This is a genomic window from Deinococcus gobiensis I-0 (assembly GCF_000252445.1).
In the GTDB taxonomy this organism is placed as follows: Bacteria; Deinococcota; Deinococci; order Deinococcales; family Deinococcaceae; genus Deinococcus; species Deinococcus gobiensis.
The window spans coordinates 175,360-193,255 of sequence record NC_017791.1 but is presented as its reverse complement, the minus strand read 5'-3'; the positions used below and the strand labels follow the sequence as shown (position 1 = coordinate 193,255).

Here is a 17,896-nt window from a genome sequence, read left to right as displayed (position 1 = left end):
CCAGCCTATTCGTATCGCGTCCGCACCCGTAACAGCGCCCGTCACCCTGACGCCCCGGACCTCGGCCGCCCCGGTCGTCTCCGGTCAGAGCACAGCTCCGGTCGTCTCCCTCCCCGCTCCGACGCCGAGCACCTTGACGTCTACATCTCCAGCGGCCACTCGCCCGGCGACTGCCTTCACGAGTACCGCAGGTGGGGCGACATCCAGTGCTGCACCTGCCCGGACAGCACTGGTCAGCAGGGGAAGTCAGGCAGGAGGCGCCACAACGGGAGCGGCCCCAGCAACGCGGGCAGCGGTCGTGAGTAGCGCGCCCAGCGCTGCCCCGGCGCGGACGGCCATTGTCCAGACTGCGGCGGCCACTCCAGCAGCAACCCGAACGGCCCTCCAGATGACGAGGACCGAGGACACCCGAAGTGCAGCACCGGCGGCGGCGCTCGTGAGCACGTCCAGCACGCAGGCCCGGACGGAAGCGCCTACTCAAGCGCTTGTCATGAGCAGCAGCCAGAGCACTGGAAGCACCACTGCGGTCCCCACAGCCTTTTACAGCAGTACCGGGCAACAGACCTCAGCGCAAACCTCCTCGAGCGGTGTAACGGCTATGTCAACCCCTGCCACGCCCCCAGAGACCAACACGGCGCAGTCGGCCGCTCCGCAGGCGCTCGTGACACCCAGGACCATGCCTGCCTATACGCCAGGCATGGTCCTGGAAGCCGCGCTGGAGACGGGCGTGGTCGTCTCGACCGGGGCCACCCACCCGGTCTGGGCGCGCGCTACGGACGGCAGTCTCTGGCGAGGGACAGCCGCACTCAGCCCGGATGGGGAACGGATTCTCCTGACGTTCAGCACGGTCTTGAAGGACGCTTCGAGTTCCCCCCAGAGTGTGACAGCCTACGTGGAAAGCCCGGAGGGCCCTGGCGTTGGCGGCAAGGTCCGGACGGTGACGAAAAATGCGGCGCAGGCGGCCCTCAGCACCCTGGCGAACAGCGTCGTGGGCTTCGTCCAGTCCCAGTCCGCACGGACCAGCACTGTCACCAGCACGGGCCTCGTGACCACCAGCGAGCGGCCGCAAAATTTCTGGTTGGCGCTCGGGGGCGGCCTGGCCAAAGCCTTCGTGCTCCCCGACGTGCAAGCCACCAGCGTGCGCCTCGGCGAACTGGCCGCCGGCAGCACCGTCAAGCTGCGCGTGGATATGGCCGCAGGAAGTGGATCATGACGCGCCAACCACCGACCATCCGCCAGCAACAGATGCGCCAGGCCATCCAACGGGACGAGGTGCTCACCGACGCTCAACTTCAACGCCGTGGCCTGGACGGCACAGGCTTCCCCAGCCTTCCACTGACCGTTCGCCCGCACTCCCAGAGTCGCCCGGAGGTCACGGTCACGTTCTATGCAGAGCCCACCCGCCTCCGGAAGCCCACGACGCTGGCGCATAGCGCGGCCCTGGCCGAGGTGCGGTACCACCTCACGAATACACTGCCTCCTGAACAGGCTGGACACTGGGCCATCGACCATGGCGGGGCAATGAGCCGCCCTGACGCCGTCTGGAATGAGGAGACCGCCATCGAGGTCGATACCGGGTATGCGGCCCTCGTGGTTCGGCGGAAAATGAAGGCCTTCGAGGCCTTCCCTGGCGGCATCATCTGGGCCACGACCAGCCCCCGGCGCAGTTCGCGTCTCCAGGCGCTCTACCCGGAGGCGCGCGTCATGACCGTGGATTACTGGACCCCGGGCAGTTCCAGACCCCAGACCTCCAGTAGAGGTTGACGGGTCATCTGATAGCGGTAGAGCTCCGGATGCCGCACCACCAGAATCAAACGCCCACGGGTACGCTGGAAGGTCTTCCGGTGTGCCCGGATCAAGTTGGCGACGGTCGCGGCTTTCGGTGGACCTTGGGCAACGCGGATGACCAGGAGGTGTTCCTTGCCTTGTGGATCGAGGACCCGGAGATACCGGCCTGAGACGAACTCGATCCGGTACCCCCGGCGCAGGATCTCCAAGACGGTCAGGCGCAGCGCCGCTTGAGCGGTCGCGCCTTGCGCACTCAGGCCGGCGTGAGGGGGCAAATCCAGAAAGGCCAGTCCACGCGGTCCTGGGGTGATCACCGCCCCTAGCGCACCGTAGACGGCCCGGAGATAGCCATCCTCCACCCACGTGAGTGCTTCAGGCCACTGCCGTTGCACTTCAATCAGCAGGCGCGCACCACCGGCATACAATTCCTGGAGCAGCAGAGCAAGACCCCCCACCTCACGGTGGGGGGCAGCCAGACGCGGTGTCGGCTCCGTCATGCGCTCAGTTCGCCTTCAATGCCTCGACCGTCACCGTGCCCGAGACGACGGGGCCGCGCTCTCCCCAGATGTTGGTCGGCGACCACAGCACATTCAGGGACGCGGGCGCGACGTCCAAGGCCACCTGCCCATACGCCGTCTTGTTCGCGCTCAGTTGCACGAGCCCCAGCGGCGCCGTATGTGTCAGCGCGCCCTCCGGTCCCGTGAGGGTGAGCGCCTGCTCGTCGAGCAGCACGTCACCGCTCCCCGTATTGGTCGCCCGGTAGTACAGCATGGTCTGCGCGCCGTTGGTCAGCGCCCGCCACTCCACCTTCACCTGCGCCTGGGGCGCCTTCTGCGGGGCGCTCACGCCCTGCACGGGCACCGTCACAGCCGGAGCGGGAGCGGTGGCCTGAACTGCAGCAGTCGCCGGGCTACTCGCCTTCGGTGCCTGAGCCGCCGGGACCAGGGCCGCCGGACGCATCGTCTGTGACACCGTCGTGCTCGGGCTGGCCGCCCCCACCGGCTGCGCAGCCGTACTTGGGAAGCCCGGAATGGCCTGGTCCTGGCTCGGCGCCTCGTCACCCCGGACCACCACGTTCCGCACGCCCCCACCCCGGCTCGCGGAAAGACGGACCTGGAAGAAGTACACGCTGTCGGCCGTCATCACCAGCATCGGATAGGACCCGCTCGACGCCAGCGCGCCCACCACCACGCGCGGCCCGCGCTGGTTGAACTGGAGCACGCCCTCCCGGCTCGTCACGACGTCCGTCACGTCATCCGGCAGGTTGAGCACCCAGATCTCCCCGACGGCCACGTCGAGGATGCCGTAACTGTTCTTCAGGTCCGAGGCCCGGTACTCCCGGGTAATGTTCCCCCCCAGGTACGGGTTCGACGCGTTGGCCGGCGCGTCCGGGCTCTGGGCACTCGCCAGGGAGAGGCCCAGCAGGGCCGCCGTCAGGAGAAACTTCTTCATTGCGTTTTCGCCTCCACAGTGACGCTCAGGTTGGACACCTGCGTCCGGTTGCTCGAATCGGTGGTCGTGACCTGGAGCACGTAGCTGCCTAGGGTCTGCGCGCCCGTCGCGCTGACCTCGAAGCCCAGCGGGTCATTCGCGTCAAGCTTGACGCCCAGCGCGCCAGTGACGCTCACGATGCGGGCGCCCTGCACCGTCGCGCCCGAGCGCGTAATCAGCGCGGCCACACGAAGGGTCTGCCCTGGGCTCAGCGCGACCTCGGTAGGGGAGAACGTCACGGTCGCCGGGGTGGCCGCCGCAGTGGCCACCGTGACCGCCAGGACCGCCTGGCCCTTCCCCCCCGTCGTCGTGATGTCGAGCGGAATGCTGTACGTCCCTTCCTTGGCTCCGCTCGCGGCGGCCACCGTGACCGCGCCCGTGCTGGGGGTGACGGTCAGGTCGGCGGGCACGTCCGAGGCCTTGATATTCAAGCCCGTGAGCTGGGTGGTCGTGCCCTCGGCCACACCCGTGACCTGCACGCGGCTGTTGGCACCGGGGGCCAGAGTTAGCGTGGAGGGGCTGAGGGTGACGTTGATCTGCTGCACGAAGGGGTTGCTGAAGGCCCCACTCCCACAGGCAGTCAGCAGGAGAAAGGCGGCGGGCAGAATAGCTAACGCAGTTCGTCGCATGCCCCAACCGTATGTGTACTTGGGGTGACTCCGAGCCCTGAGATGTCAGCTCAAGCCAAAAAGGAAACCCCCGAGACATAAAGTCGATCGGGGGCGCCTCCAGCAAGGGCTGGCTGCACATGATGCGGAGGACGTACAGTCAACTCCACCATCACAGGCAGTACACAGGGATCAGAACAACAGGGTTAGAGGATGTCCAGCACTCAGGCGAGGCCAGGACGAACGGAGAACATGGACAAGACTTCGACGAAGACGGTCTTCAGCGAAATCTGCTCACGCTTTCCGGGTTTGCGGGTGAGCGTGTAGTCCTGCACCGTATCAGGGCACAGAGGGCTGTTCAGGCCCTTGGGAACTTCGCGCTTCCGGTGGAGGAGGCCAGCGGGCGTGAGTTCGGGAAAGGAGGTCGGCACCGACGTCTTGACGTGCTGCTGGACCTCAATCTGCTGGCCAGGCTGCGCAGTGAGAAGCGCTTGCCCGAGCGGGGATTGGGTGCTGACTTCGCCGATGGTCGGTTGACCATCCGTGAGTCTGACCTGTCGTTCCTGACCCGCGAGGTTCAGGACAAAGGTGGAACCGATCAGGGTTTCCGCCACGTCGCCGACCTGCACCTGACTGAGTTCGTCTTCCAGTTCGCGTAGATCGCGCTGGTTGGCAAACATCAGGCCGCGTGCTTCGTCATAGGCGGCACTCTCGCGCAAGTCACCGTCCTCCAGAGCGTTGCCCATGAGGTCGGCGATGCGGTCGGCTTCCTGCTGGAGGCGCGCGCGACGTGCCAGGAGGCTGTCGTACGTCCCCTGCGAGATCATCCGGTACGTGCTCGCGGTCGTAATCGTCGTGGACGCGCTCGGCTGATCAGGATGGAAGGATTCGCCAGCGAAGGGAGAATCACTCAGTTCGATCTCCGCGAGATGAGATTCCCGGGGAACATCGACGGTCGGGGTGTACGGCTTATAGGGTCCAGAAGGACTCAATTTGCGGCATTTGAAGGCCGGCGCACCATCTTTCAGGTAGATCCGTTCCCGGTCGTCCACCTCGTTCCCTTGTTCCAGGACCTGCATGACGCGGCTCTGGAGGTGCGGGTCCGTGATGCTCTCGGCGAGTGCCTGCACATTCTTCAGGGACGCGTCCCATGGAATGAACAGGCCTTCTTCGTCCATCACCTGCTGGCGCAACTCATCGCTGAGCAGGGAGTAATCCTCGTGCGCGAACAGGGCGGCGCGCTCCTGGGCTTCCTCATGCTTTGACTTGACCTCTTCCGCCTGGTACACGCGCGCCAATTCCATGGGTGCACGCGCCAGACGACGAAGAGCGTCTTCAGCCCGGAAGTCGATGTCGTTCCCCTCGTGGGTCAACACGGTATACGGGTCGATCAGATCCTCGGAGAGCAGCCGAATGGGGTCGCTGCTCTTGACACCGGCGATGGTCAGACCCGTTCGGATGAGCGCCTGCTGCCTGAGCTTGAGCGCTTCAGCCTTCACCATGTCGAAGAAGGCCTTATAGAGCTTCGGGTGCTTGTCCTTTCCGATCACCACACCTGCGAGAGGCGCGGTTTTCTGAAAGCCCTGCTTCCGTCGCTGGGTTTTCTTCTCCGTGTCTGCCCTCTGCTTGGCGGCACACGAGGCGACAAAGGTGTCGTCCTGGGCATCCAGTTGCGCCTTGACCCACTGCGCCAGACCCTTGCGGGGCGGTTGACGGCGAGCCAGGACGGCGAGAAACACCTGACCATTCCGGAGGATCTGCGACGTGCAGATCCGGAAGAAGGGGAGGGTCTGGCGCAGCGCCCGCTTCAGCCCGTTCAGGCCCCGGAGGGTGGTCGGGTGAAGGTCGAGGGTCGGTTGACGGAGAACAGCAGTCACATAGAACGTATGCATGGTCGCTCCAGAAAGGAGCAGCCGAGGAGGGCCAGTGGCCGCATCCCCGACTGCGAGAGTGGGGATGCGGACCGCGCCCTTAGAAGGGGCAGCCGGCGTGATCGAGCGCGACATAAGCCTGCGCCCACCAGGTCTGATGATTGGCCGCGCACAGCGCCTCGTATTCGAGGGCGTCCGCGTCCAGGAGGGTATTCAGGGCCAACGTGAGGTTGACCGTCTGCGCGGCTTCTTCGAGCCGCTCGGACTGCGCGGCCAGGAGATCGGCGATCTCCGACGTGCGCCGCCGGGAAGCCCGGAGGACTTCGACGTCCGACAGCGCTCCCAGGAACTGGGTGTCGCCCCCCACGGAAGCGGCTCGGTCCTGCTCGTCGAGGAGATCCTCGTCCAGCTGTGGGAGCGCCTGACGGGTCTGCGTGGCCCACCGTTCTACACGGTGAACTTCCGCTTCGATGGCCAGCTGCCAGGGGCGGAGATAGCCCTTGGCGCCCTGCACCCGCACCCGCTCTCCCTGACGAGAGGTCACAGGCACATCGTGCAGGAGGTTCAGGGCGTCCTCCGCGAGCTTGATCCGCACGCCCGCCTTCCGGCAGGCCTCGACGAACACGCGGTCCGCTTTCCCCTGCCGGTCCAGCTTCCGTCCGAAGACGAACGCGGCGGCCAGCGAAAAGCCGAACTTCAGCTTCGGGAACTGCCGGCGCAAGGCCGTGGCGATCTCCTGATCGGAGTGGCTCACGACCTGGAGGCGCGTTCCGGCCAGGGCACCCGAGAGGGCACTCCCCAGCACAGACACGCGGCCTTTGACCGGCTTGCGGCCCCGCAGCGCGTCCTGCACGCCCATGAGGGCCATGCGCACGTCGCTGGAGGAGGCCTTCGGCGCGAGGCCGGCCATCTGGGCAGCGACGCGCGCTGCGGCAATGGCCTGCGTCCCGTGCGTCGGAATCCCCGACCGCTCGCAGAAGGCCGTGAAGGCCTCCCGGACCCGCCGCTCCGACAACCGCCGCCGATGCGTCGGGAGGATGGAGCGGACGTCCAGGGCGAGCAGCACCGGGCCGTGCACCGGGCCGTACCGCCGGAGCGTATTGAACGCCCGGCGCTTGTCCGAACGGTGCAACTCCGCTTCGAAACGGAATTCACGCGCGGCTTCCGGCGCCGCGATGATGTCCATGAGGCGCTCGTCCTGATCGTCACCGACCAGGGCGTCGAGCTTGGTGGTCTTCGAGTTGCGGTTCACCCAGGCAGCAGTCACCTGCGTCCGGCGCTGAGCTTCCCGGAGGGTCCGCTCGGCCAGCCGCGGTTGACGCAGCAGCTCGTGGCCCTTGGCGCGGATGGCGGCCGCCACCCACTCCGGCGTCACCGGCAGGTGCGAAAGGAGGTGGTGAGCATCGTCCATCAGCCATTCCCAACGGGCCTGATCACCCCGGAGGGTGTCCATGGCGGCCCACCAGGAGGTGTGCGGCTGAGGGGTCAGCGCCTTCTCGCCGAGGGCGAGGGGAGCCTTTCCCATGAGATTGGCCGTGAGGGCACTCGTCGAGCGCCCCAGCGCCTTGCGGGTCAGGCGGGTGGCTCCACGCTTGACCACGAGGTTGCGCCGCCCGGCGGGCAGGCTCTTGGTCGGACGGGTCTTGCGGATCTGGAAGTTCTCCAGGCTCCACAAGCCGTCGACGTAGAGCGCAGCATGGTTCCCGATGGTTTCGAAGAGTTGGTTACGACCGGCCGCGATCCAGCCGGAGGTGGCCGACTCCTTCTTGTCATCGACGAAGCGTTCCGCCTGGGAGGGGAGTTCGGCGCGAAGCTTCTTCTCGACCCAGGTGAGCCAGCGGATACCCCCTTGCTCACCGTTCCAGCCGAGGTGCCGAACGCCCTTCTCGGTCTCCTGCGCCGACGGGAGGAGTAGCTTGACGCGGTGCAGGGCACCGTCGAAGGCCTCGTGCAGTCCGCCGAAGCGGGTGCTGTACTCGTACGCCATCTGCAACAGGATGGGCAGCGCATTGCGCAGCAACATGTCCTGCGCGAAGGCGATGGATTCCGGCGAACCGGTCCAGCACGCCTTCATCAGCCTGAGGGTTTCCGCGTCCGTGAGGCGCACGTAGCCGTTCTGGACCTGCCGAAGCAGTTCCGTGAAGATGTCGGTGGCCTGCACCGACTGCACAGCGGCGAGAAGCAACTGCCGCTGGAGAATCCAGTGTTCCTGCTTGGGGGTGTGCTGTGTCATGACGTTCCTCCGGAGGGGCCCCGCCGCTTCGCTCGTCCATGTCCCTTTCGGGCCACCGACAGCAGAAAGTCGGCGGGCGAAAGGGGTAAGAAAGACGGTCTAGTCGGCGGAAGCAAGCTGCCGGAGGTCCTTGGTCGAGCACAGGATGCCCTGGGCCCAACCGTTCGACGAGAAGCGCAGACTGCACTGCTCGCCCTGCATGATCAACGTGACCCGGATACGACCATCGGTCGAGATCGGGATGACGAACGGCCACCACCACCGGGCTTCGTACTGCGTCACCCAGGTGAGGACCCGCTCCAGATCCGCACGGTCCAAGCGGACGCGGGTGTCGTCCACCCGCAACTGCATGAGTGTGGGCGTGAGGAAACGCGTGTCCATCAACTCGTTGAAGCGCTGTTGGTGCTTGTCCGATACATGCGCCAGGAGCAACGCCCCAGAGGCAATCGTGGCCAGCAACGCCGCGAGGGCGAACGCTGGCGACAGATCCAGCTTGAGCACGAGGGTCCCGAGCAGGGCGACGAGGACGAAGTACAGCAGGTGTTCGCGGGTGAGGATAAACATGGTGTTCTCCAGGGCGCTGAGCGCGAAAGAGAAGACCAGTCCAGTGCGTGTCCCAGGAGGGACCAGCACGAAACTGGTCTCCTGGGACAAGGGGTGAACATCAACGGGGCACCCAAAAAGGAAATCCCTGAGACATGAAGTCAATCAGGGACGCCTCCGCAAGATGCGGCTGCAAAACACGTCACAGACACGAGGTCAATGTGAGGCGCGTCCAGCAGTCAACGGGTGCACGCTGGCGTGCTGAAACTCAAAAGGGCAGGTCTTCTTCCTCGGGCGGGAAGTTGTCCAGGCCCTGATCGATGTCGAGCCCTCCCGAACGAGGCGGGGCGGGGCGAGCGACGGAAGGGGGCGCAGCCGTGTGACCACGCGAGGCGGGGGCACCAGCAGCGACGGGTTCACGACTCTGGCGAGCGGGGGCGGCCGTACCAGTGCCACGAGCGAGCGGTTCCACACGAGCCCCTTCGAGCTTGGTGGTGTTCCGCTTGTTGCCGTCACGGTCCGTCCACGCCTCGTTGACGAGTCGGCCCTGAACAAGGACGGGGTCGCCCTTCTTCAGTTCCTTCATGCGCTCAGCGAGGTCGCGCCACAGAGTGACGTCGATCCAGTGGGTCTTCTCCTGCTTCTGGCCCTGACGGTCGTTCCACGTCTCGTTCACGGCGAGGCCGAGAGCGAGGACCGCGTCGCCGGCAGGGGTGTAGCGGAGTTCGGGATCGCGCGTGACGTTCCCGACGAGCACCACTTCGTTCATGCCGCCGCTCATGCGCACACCGCCACCCGCATCCTGCACGAGTTCGGGCGTGTAGCCGAGCTGCTCCATGCGCATGGCCTTGACCCGCACCATGCTGCGTTTACCGCCTTCGGGCGCTTCCCACTGGCTGTATTCCAGGTTGCCTTCCACCATCACAGCGTCGCCGCCCTTCAGGTTGCGTTCGGCCTGCCATTCGGCGGGCTTCCCGAGAATGCTGACCCGGTGGTACCAGGGAAGCTTGCGCTCGCGTCCGTCGTTACCGACGATGTGGTCTTCTCCGGCGACCGTGGCTTCGAAAACCGCCGTGCCGCTGGGGGTGTAGCGGAGTTCGGGGTCGCGAGCGAGAGCGCCGATCAGGAAAACGTGGTTCATGCCTCGTGCTATGGTGTACTCCTTGCCACCCGGGGGGTGGACTTCGTGTCGTGGCGTGAGCCTCCGACTGTGAGAGGCGGAAGGACGCTGGACGATCTACGAAGCGGAGTGCGCGCTGGGGGGGCCCCGGCACGCTTTCGGCGATGCCGGGGCTGCTCAGCGCAACCCACAGGATTTACTTGGTCGAGGACTCGAACCGACGTTGGAAGTCGGGGAACAGGTGCAGTCGGTGTCGGTGGACGGACCCGCCAATGCCGGTGATGCCCTGCTGCCGGAGTCGGGTGAGGTTGTCCTGCACGGATGAACCGGTGAGAAACCCGCCCGTATGCTCGGTGATGACCATTTGACCCTCCAGAGAGAGAAAGGGAGATCACGTCGGGGGCCTGGAGGCCTCTGACGAGACCTCCGGGCGAAAAAAGACAAAACCTGACCTCATACACTCGATGGTGTCCCCTAAGCGGGTTGAGGTCAGGTTTTGTGACGGGGGAGAGGGCCGAAGCGACTCTCAAAAGGGAAAGCGCCGAAGCGACTTTCAAAGGGTCCGAAGACCAGAGGGGTACTACTGTGGGCATTCTGGTCACGTCACCCCCCTCCACGTCAAGCCCCCCGCCCGAGACGCACCTGCCGGGCCGCCAGGAAGCCCTCCAGCGTGCCCGTCTGGGCGTGCCCGCGTTCTGCCGCCTCGTAGGCCTGACGAGCGGTCTGCGCGGCCCCCGCATGCCCGATCAGGCGCAGGTACTTCACGGTGTCCGGCAAGGGTCGGCGCTCGCTGGCCCAGGCGTAGGCGAGGAGGAAGGCCCCACGCGCCTGGTCCTCTGGGGTCAGGGTCGAGAAGACCCCCTCGAGCGCCTGCGCAGGACTCTGAGCCCTCTTCTCGCCCGTGCTGCCTGGTGCGGCCGGCTGACCCCAGGGTTCACCTCGGTCAGCCGCCTTGGCACTGCGCTGGGAGGCCTGGAATTCTGCCCAGGTATACGCCGGCAGGTGCAGGTGCCCCACCAGTTGCACGTAGGCGTGCCCCACCCGCGCGACCTCCTCGTCGTCGTACCCGTTGTTGTAGAGCGCCCACGCCAGCTGGTTGCCCACATCGTTGCGGCCGCCGCCACCCGCGTTGACCTTCCCAAGCGCCCAGTCCAGGATGCGCTGAGATGGAAAACGCTTCGACCCCTGGGGGAGAGGCCCCGTGTAGCTCCCCGTAGGCATGGAGGGCATCGCAGGCCGGACCAACCCCAAGGCCTCACGGAGGTCTTCGGGGACAGCCTCAATGGGATCAGGATCACGGGGATCGCGCAGCCAGAGGTAGGGGCCCTTACGGGTAGACGTCGGGGGCAACACTGCGTTGCCCCCGTCTCCCCGCACATCCACACAATCCGGTGCGTGTGGATGCTGCTTCCCGACCAGATTGCGCGTCGGCCAGGGCGGCGCCTGGAGATGCCAGTGGTACCCGCCCCCAGTGCGCACGTGCGGCCGCACATCCAGCTCGTGCGCGAACGCTCGCCCCTCTTCGCCATCAAAGTCAATGACGATTCGGCCGCTGATCTGACCGGTCACAAGCGCGACGCCCACCTGCGCGCCGCTGCTCTGGAACCAGTGCGTGACCTGATCGACGGTCGGGGCCTGAAGTTGGAGGGGTTTCCAGGTGGCTCGAACCCTGTCTTCCTCGTCGCGGCGGAAGTATCCCGTGCGGATCAGGAGGGACGAATGTGGGTTCTTATCGTGCTCGTTCCCCGCGTGGATGGGGAGGATGCTCCAGCCCCATCCCAGGTAATCCAGGGCCTCCTCAAGCAACAGCGTCATGTCCGCCGGGCGTGGTGTGCTGATCCGGGTCCCCTGAAGACGCCGTGTTCGGCGCTTCCGCTCCCGCGGCTGCCGCGCCACCCTTCTTCCCCTTGCTGTTCGTTTTCGGCGTATCTGGGGTCGCAGGGGTCTTGGGTTGACTCTGCTTTTCCCTATGGGCCCGGCGTTTGACCAGCAGCGCCTCCAGCAGCGTCTTGTCGATGAGCGCGGCAGGCAGCGGAATCGTGTCCGTCGCTTTCATCGCAAAGCACGCCTTGAGCTTGGCTTCGGCCTCCTGAGCCCAGCGTTGATGCTCCGGGGAGGCCATCATCGTGTACCCCTTCCCACCGCCTTCCTCATCGGTCCAGAACCCATCGATGATGGACCTGGCATCTGCATCTCGCAGCATGTTCAGGAGGGTGCCGTGCAGTTCGGGCACGAGACGGGAGCGGATTTCGGCGAGGGTCAGGGTTTCAGACATGAGGAGCATCCTTCGGGACAAGAGGGGTGAGGAGAGGCGTCAGGCGGCGGGTACTGCAGAGGGCCAGTGTCATGGGCTGGTGCAGCACCTCACTCAGCTGGTGCAACTTGGCCTGGAGGAGTTCCAGTTCCTCTGATGTGCGGGCGGTGCCCAGGACGACCAGTTGGCCGCGCTCGTTCGTATGGTGCGGATGCAGCCGCTTCGTGAGGAATGGCTCCAGGGGCAGATGGGTGTAGTCGGCCGGCTTGAGTGGGGTGACAGCAGGATCGATGTAGGGGAGGCGGTGAAAGGTCGCCATGGCATCCACCCGCTCTTCCACGGTGGGCTTGTGGGTCGCTTGGAGACGACGGGGAAGAAGGGCTGTCAAGGCCACCAGGTCTTCCGGATCGCGCGCCTGGGCGTGGGCCTGGGGGTAGCACAGGGAGAACAGTTCCCGCCACGCCGCTGGCGGCGCGACATCCAGCTTCAGGATGACCTGTGTTCCAGGCACCCACCTCACCAGTTGCGGGGCGAGTGCCTGCACATCCTCCAGGCGGGTGAAGGGATCAGGGGTCAGCAGACGGACCGTCTGAAATTGCACGACGCGTGGGAGGAGCAGGTACTCCGTCGCATCCTGCACGGAGAGCAGGCGGGTGTTGACGGGGCCCACACTGGCGGGGGTCGGGAAGCAGGAACGGCCCACGTGCTCCGTCAGGGCGGCCCAGACCACCTCGGTCTGTCGCCCGAGCTGCTGGCTCAGATGGTTGATCAGGCTGCCCCCTTGACCGGAGGCCTGCTCGACCCGGTCGAGGACAGCCGCGTCCACCACGCCGCTCGCACGGAGGGCCGTCAGGGTCATCACAGCAGGTGGTCCCCAGCGTAGGCCGAGGCGACCGCGAGACGTGCGAATCGGTCGTATTCCGGGACGGGCCGCCGGGCAGGCTGAATGTGCGTGCGCAGCCGGCCAGCCTCCCGCACGAGCGTCCGCAGACGACTGCCCGAATGCCCGAGGGCATCATCACCCTTCTCCTGCGCGAGGACGTCCGCCTGCTCCCAGATCCGTCGCGCACCGTCCTGCGAATGATGCACGTCGACCCGGCCCCCGCCCCCCACAGCCTCCAGAACCCAGGACATCATGTCCAACTCGGCCTCGACCAGATCGTCCCCTTTCGTCTTGGCGGTGTGGACCAGGATCTGGCCTCGGCCGATCATGACCACGCCGCAGTACACGTGCTCGAAGTCGGTCAACGCCGAGGTATTGACCAGGTAGGTCACCAGGGGGCTGATGTGAGGGGTCTTGCCACTCCCGATCATGCTGATGAATTCGCGCCAGATCAGGGGTTCGCGGTCCGGGCGAGCAGGAATCAGTTCCTTGTCCTGGCGGCGCAGTTCCGTACGCAGGTCTTGGGCCTGGGGATTTTTGCTGTCCACGCGGCGCACATCGCGCAGGAGATCGGTCACGTCGCGCTCGGTGGTGTGGATGCGGATGGCCGCACCGATGCGGCTCATGCGTGCCGCCTCACTCAGGGCGTTCTGAGCCCACGTGTCACCCGCCGGGATGGTGTGGTAATGCCCGACCGACATCTGATCGTTGCCGTACCCCCGGGTATGCAGGAGTGTGACCTCGCCCGCGAAGCGGACGATGTAGATGTCCTCGGTCACGCGGTACCGGTTGCGGTCCCGCTTGGGTGCAGTCGCGCTGGCCTGTTGCGGTAATGCGGGGCCCTGACTCGGGCTGGGGGCGGCCGGTGTCGACGGACCACTGGGGGCCTCGGTCGGCGTCACGTCGCGGCGCGCCTCGAGCGGATTCGCGGTGCGGTGCTGCTCGGGCAATGGCCGAAGCGCGCGGGGGACTGGAGGGGCGACGGGCAGCACGGGCGTGGGCGCGGCGACCGGCACGGGACTGGGTAAAGGTGAAAGGGTCGGAACGGTGCTCGGTTCGCTCATAGGATGTCACCTCAAGACAGGGCCGCTCAGGCGGCGGCCACTGCCGAGGAGAGACAAGACGAGCGAGCGGGGCACGCACAGGACGCCGGACCTGCACAGCCGGGCGCGCGGGTACCTGGGCCGGGGTCGGACGGCGACGCGGCAGACGCGCCGGACGGGGCACCACACGGGGCAGACGGACCGGAGCGGGCACAGGGGGAGCTTCCACAGGTGCGGGCTCGACCACAGGCGCAGGCTCGGGGGTGACGGAGACACTGCCACCTTGCAGCAAGGTCGGTTGCACCACGGCCGGCGCCCCCGCCAACCGTTTTCCATACTGGCTGGTGTAATCCTGATTCTGCTGAGCGTGGCGAGCCGCCACACCGATCATCGGGATCGTGCCCTGTTTGATGATCACGAGCCCTTGAGCTTCCAGGACACTCGCTGCAGCTTTGATCGCGTCGGTAGACACGCCCAATCCTGTCTTTAGGGAGGGGAGGGTCGTGAGCGGGTGCTTCCCCTTCTCCAACAACTCGAGAAGACGTGCCTGAAGGGCCGTCGCCTCGTTGTGTTCCAGAGCGGGCGTCGTGACTGCCTCGGGCAGGGAGAGCGTGGCGCGACGACGGAACCGGGTGACCTTGACCAGGCCTTCCGCTCCTTCACACACCCAGGTCAGCAGCAGGGCGTTCCATTCCAATGCCGCGAGCAGGACGCGCGCCATGCAGGACCGTTGCGGACGATCAGCCAGCGCACGTTGAAGGTCCTGGAGATGCTTCCGGCGGGCGGTTTCGATGTGGGGTGTCGCGACGTAGTAATCCCGGGCGACGCGCATGATCTGGCCCGCATCGAGGAGGGCATTCAGTTCCTTACGCAGGCGCGCCATCCCGAAAGGCAGGCGCTGACGCAACTCCGCCAGCAATTGCTTGCTGGTCAGGCAACATTGCCGTTGCTGGAGGAGGTCAAGGACACCTGCGGTCATGTGTACACCTTATGCACACGGTCATACGGTGACAACTTCCCCAATTGTGACAAATGAGAGAAATTTATGAGAGAGATCGTTTGCCCTCTAGGACGAAATTTTATAGACTTTTATTAAAATTATGATCTATTTCTGATTATGTTGCTTTTTCGACTTTGTCACAAGTTTTTCTAATACTTTACTCACTTGTCACAAGGAAGTTGACGTAGAACGTGATGCGGAACACGAAAAAAAGACAGTAAATCTATGACAAATGCTAACCATTAAGGCCGAGTTAACCTTTATGAGCTAAGACACATCATCTCCAGCGTGGAGCTTCCTGAATGACAACCATGCACGCCGCCCGCCCCACCCTCATCGCCCAACTCCACACCCATCCCGCCCGCCTCATCACCCTCACCGCCGCCCACGGCTACGGCAAAACCAGCCTCCTCTACGACGCCCAAGACCACATCCAGACCGCTTTCGTCCGCCTCAGCGATGCCGACCCTGACCCCCTGAGCCTTGTCCTCCTCCTCCACCGCGCGCTCCCCCCTGCACCCCAACAACAGCCCGCTTCCAGGCCTCAAATGGCCTACGAGCTGCTCCGCCCTCACCTCACCGCCGCCAGCGCCGCCCAGGCCCTCCGCCATGACCTCCAGGCCTACCCAAAACTCACCTTCCTGATCGACGAGATCGAACGCCTCACCGTCGAAGGCCGACGCTTCCTGCGCGACAACGTCATCGTCTCCTCGCCCCCCCAGGTCCGCTTCGTCCTCGCCATGACCGATGAGGAGCAATTCCCCGCCCTCTCGCTCCGAAGCAAATTTGGCCTCCTCCGGCTCAAGGACGATGACCTCGCCCTCACCCAGCAGGAAATGGAAGCCATGGGTCTGACGCCAGAACAGATCCAGCACGTCGCCGGTTGGCCCGCGGCCGCCGCCCTCCTCGCGCTCGGCGAAGAACCCGAGGCCGTCGCCCGCGAGCTGCTTCAAGTCCTGCCGGAAGCCTTCGTCGCACGCCTCCGCCGGGCCTCCCTGCTCTCCACCTGGCGCACCCACGATCCCGCCAACACCGCCCTCCAACTCGGCGACAACTGGCTCACCGAAGCCCGCACGTACGGCATCCCCATGACCCGAGTCGGCACAGGTGCCTACGCCCCACACCCCATCGTGCAGGACGTCCTCTACGAGCAACTCCGCGAACGACCCACCGAATACGCCCGCGCACAGCAGGATCTCGCCGGCGTCCTGAAAGCGCATCATCAGCCTCTCCAGGCTGTCGATGCCTATATCGCCGCCGGGAACAGCTCAAAGGCCAAGGACCTGCTCGAGAATGTCATCCCCTACATGCAGAACGCCGAGCAGATTCGCGCAGCGCTCCCCCAGCTGCGCCACCTGATGGCCGAGGAGACCCTGGGCAGCCCCCTCATGCTGCCCTACGCCCGGGCCCTGTTCGATGCCGGCGAAATCATCGAGGCGCTCAACCTCGCCGGTGAAGTCCTGCGCCACGGCACCGCCCTCGCGGACGCACACGCCACCCTCGGTCAATTCCGCCTGCGCACAGGAAATATCCCTGAAGCCGCACGCCACCTCCGCGAGGCCCTCAGCCTGACCGTCCTCCCCGCAGACCTCATCCGCTTGCGCTCCCAGCTGGCCCTCGCCCTCGCCCTCCGTGCCCGCGAGGCCGGCCGCACCTTCCTCAAGGAAGATGCCCAGTACGACGCCGACCGCGTCATCCATGAGGCGAGCCTGGACGCTCAGCTGCAGGTCCAGAGCGCAGGCAGTATCGCCCTCGCCCACATTGCCCGTGTCCTGAGCCTCTGCGCGCGCGGACAGCGCCACCTCGCCCGCGTCGCGGCCCTCCACGCCAAGGAGCAGACCCTCTCGCTCTCCCCAGGCCCCGATCAGGTCGTTGCCCTCACCCTCCTCGCGGCCTACTACGCCGACGACGGCCAGCAGCCCACCGCCGAGGCCCTGTTCCTTCATGCCGAGCACCTCATTCCCCAGGAGCCCGAGCCCGCCCTGCATGTCACGTTGGCACAAGCCCGGCTCGCCCTCCGGTCCGGCAAGCTCGACCGCGTCAACGCCTATGCCCAGCGCGCCCAGATCCTCGCCCAGCAGATGTCCAACACCACGGCCAACAAGGAAGCCAGCATCTACCTGCTCATCATCGCGGCCCTCATCGGCGGCGCGCAGGGCGACTTCCGCTTCCAGCAGATCCGTGCCCGGCACGGCTCCGATGCCACCATGATGCGGGCCATGCAACAACTGGAACTGGCGTTCCTCCACCTGCGCAAGAAGATGCCCCAGGTCGGCGAAACCCACGACAGCCCCGCGGAGGTCCGCGCGGTCCTCGCGGTCCTGGCCTACAAGACCGATCTGCGCAATCCCGCGCGTGAGTACGAGCTGGTCGACCTGCGCAACCGGGTGGGCCCAGGCGTCATCCTGTCCTATGCCGAGCGCCTTCAGGTCACGCTTCCGCCCGGTCTGGGCGAACCGATCTACAAGCTGGAGATCATGGCCCTGCGGGACGTGCCGTACGTCTTCGCCAATGGCCACGCCGTCAACAGCACCCCAGCCACGCTGGTGACCTTGCTGGCCCTCGCCTGGCGCAGTGGCCGCCTCTCGCTGAGCGATGAGGACGCCTATGGCCTGGGGAGCCGACCTGGGAGTTCCACCCTCCGCATGCAGTACCACCGCGTCCGTCAGGCGCTCGACACCGCGACGGGTTGCGTCGACACCGTGACCGGCTCGCGCGGGACCCTCAGCCTCGCGCAGTGGGACGTGACCCTGGATGTCTTCGAACTGGAGACTGCCGCTCTCGATCAACTCAGCCTGATGTACCGCAGTCCGGTCTACGGTCATGCGGGGAAAGGCATGCTGAGCCGGCCGGTGGAGGATACAGGCGAACGCCGGGGCACATTCCTGCTGGAGATGCGGACTCATGCGCGCGAGGTACTCTCGCGGCGCATCGGCATCTGGGCCACGACCCATCCCGTGGACGCGCGCGTCGCCTGGGCCCAGCTGCTTCAGGTGGATCCAGAACTCGCGCCCTATCTCACGCTATGAGTGGGGTAGGTTCTCTCGGGCAACAGGTGTTGC

General features: G+C 65.8%; 16 protein-coding genes. 4 read left to right on the top strand and 12 right to left on the bottom strand.

What is annotated here, in order from left to right:
- Positions 1–598 precede the first annotated feature (598 nt).
- A complete protein-coding gene (locus tag DGO_RS17925) occupies positions 599–1,213 on the top strand; it encodes a hypothetical protein (protein WP_014686602.1) in 615 nt (204 codons plus the stop codon).
- Positions 1,210–1,764 (top strand): hypothetical protein, encoded by a 555-nt coding sequence (locus DGO_RS17920; protein WP_014686601.1) that lies wholly within the window; start codon positions 1,210–1,212, stop codon positions 1,762–1,764. The genes DGO_RS17925 and DGO_RS17920 overlap by 4 nt, the downstream gene beginning before the upstream one ends.
- Here DGO_RS17920 and DGO_RS22065 read toward each other — a convergent pair.
- The 12 genes from DGO_RS22065 to DGO_RS17870 form a co-directional block, all read right to left on the bottom strand.
- Positions 1,716–2,285, bottom strand: coding sequence for a hypothetical protein (locus DGO_RS22065; protein WP_014686600.1), 570 nt, complete (start codon positions 2,283–2,285; stop codon positions 1,716–1,718). The genes DGO_RS17920 and DGO_RS22065 overlap by 49 nt on opposite strands.
- 4 nt (positions 2,286–2,289) lie before the next feature.
- Positions 2,290–3,240 (bottom strand): hypothetical protein, encoded by a 951-nt coding sequence (locus DGO_RS17915; protein WP_014686599.1) that lies wholly within the window; start codon positions 3,238–3,240, stop codon positions 2,290–2,292.
- Positions 3,237–3,908 (bottom strand): hypothetical protein, encoded by a 672-nt coding sequence (locus tag DGO_RS17910; protein ID WP_014686598.1) that lies wholly within the window; start codon positions 3,906–3,908, stop codon positions 3,237–3,239. The genes DGO_RS17915 and DGO_RS17910 overlap by 4 nt, the downstream gene beginning before the upstream one ends.
- A 203-nt stretch (positions 3,909–4,111) precedes the next feature.
- Complete coding sequence (locus DGO_RS21355) at positions 4,112–5,779, bottom strand: GreA/GreB family elongation factor (RefSeq protein WP_014686597.1); 1,668 nt, start codon at positions 5,777–5,779, stop codon at positions 4,112–4,114.
- Positions 5,780–5,858: 79 nt separating this feature from the next.
- Positions 5,859–7,991 carry a hypothetical protein gene (locus tag DGO_RS17900; protein WP_014686596.1) on the bottom strand — a complete coding sequence of 711 codons (2,133 nt, stop codon included), beginning with the start codon at positions 7,989–7,991 and terminating at the stop codon, positions 5,859–5,861.
- Between the two features lie 99 nt (positions 7,992–8,090).
- Complete coding sequence (locus DGO_RS17895; protein WP_145975497.1) at positions 8,091–8,555, bottom strand: hypothetical protein; 465 nt, start codon at positions 8,553–8,555, stop codon at positions 8,091–8,093.
- Between the two features lie 247 nt (positions 8,556–8,802).
- A complete protein-coding gene (locus DGO_RS17890) occupies positions 8,803–9,675 on the bottom strand; it encodes a single-stranded DNA-binding protein (protein ID WP_014686594.1) in 873 nt (290 codons plus the stop codon).
- A 175-nt stretch (positions 9,676–9,850) separates the two neighbouring features.
- Complete coding sequence (locus DGO_RS23920) at positions 9,851–10,018, bottom strand: hypothetical protein (RefSeq protein WP_014686593.1); 168 nt, start codon at positions 10,016–10,018, stop codon at positions 9,851–9,853.
- A gap of 254 nt (positions 10,019–10,272) precedes the next feature.
- Positions 10,273–11,469, bottom strand: coding sequence for a bifunctional DNA primase/polymerase (locus DGO_RS17885; protein ID WP_014686592.1), 1,197 nt, complete (start codon positions 11,467–11,469; stop codon positions 10,273–10,275).
- Entirely contained in the window at positions 11,453–11,929 is a 477-nt protein-coding gene (locus tag DGO_RS17880; protein WP_014686591.1) for a hypothetical protein, read from the bottom strand. The genes DGO_RS17885 and DGO_RS17880 overlap by 17 nt, the downstream gene beginning before the upstream one ends.
- Entirely contained in the window at positions 11,922–12,767 is an 846-nt protein-coding gene (locus DGO_RS17875) for a hypothetical protein (protein WP_043804617.1), read from the bottom strand. The genes DGO_RS17880 and DGO_RS17875 overlap by 8 nt, the downstream gene beginning before the upstream one ends.
- A complete protein-coding gene (locus DGO_RS17870; RefSeq protein WP_145975496.1) occupies positions 12,767–13,855 on the bottom strand; it encodes a hypothetical protein in 1,089 nt (362 codons plus the stop codon). Before DGO_RS17870 ends, DGO_RS17875 begins: the two co-directional genes overlap by 1 nt.
- Positions 13,856–14,345: 490 nt before the next feature.
- On the opposite strand from DGO_RS17870, the gene DGO_RS23485 reads away from it, so the two are divergent.
- Together DGO_RS23485 and DGO_RS17855 are read left to right on the top strand one after the other, a co-directional pair.
- Positions 14,346–14,870, top strand: coding sequence for a hypothetical protein (locus tag DGO_RS23485; RefSeq protein ID WP_145975495.1), 525 nt, complete (start codon positions 14,346–14,348; stop codon positions 14,868–14,870).
- 266 nt (positions 14,871–15,136) lie between these two features.
- On the top strand, positions 15,137–17,863 hold the full coding sequence (locus tag DGO_RS17855; protein WP_014686586.1) for a tetratricopeptide repeat protein: 2,727 nt from the start codon (positions 15,137–15,139) through the stop codon (positions 17,861–17,863).
- The last annotated feature ends 33 nt before the right edge of the window (positions 17,864–17,896 follow it).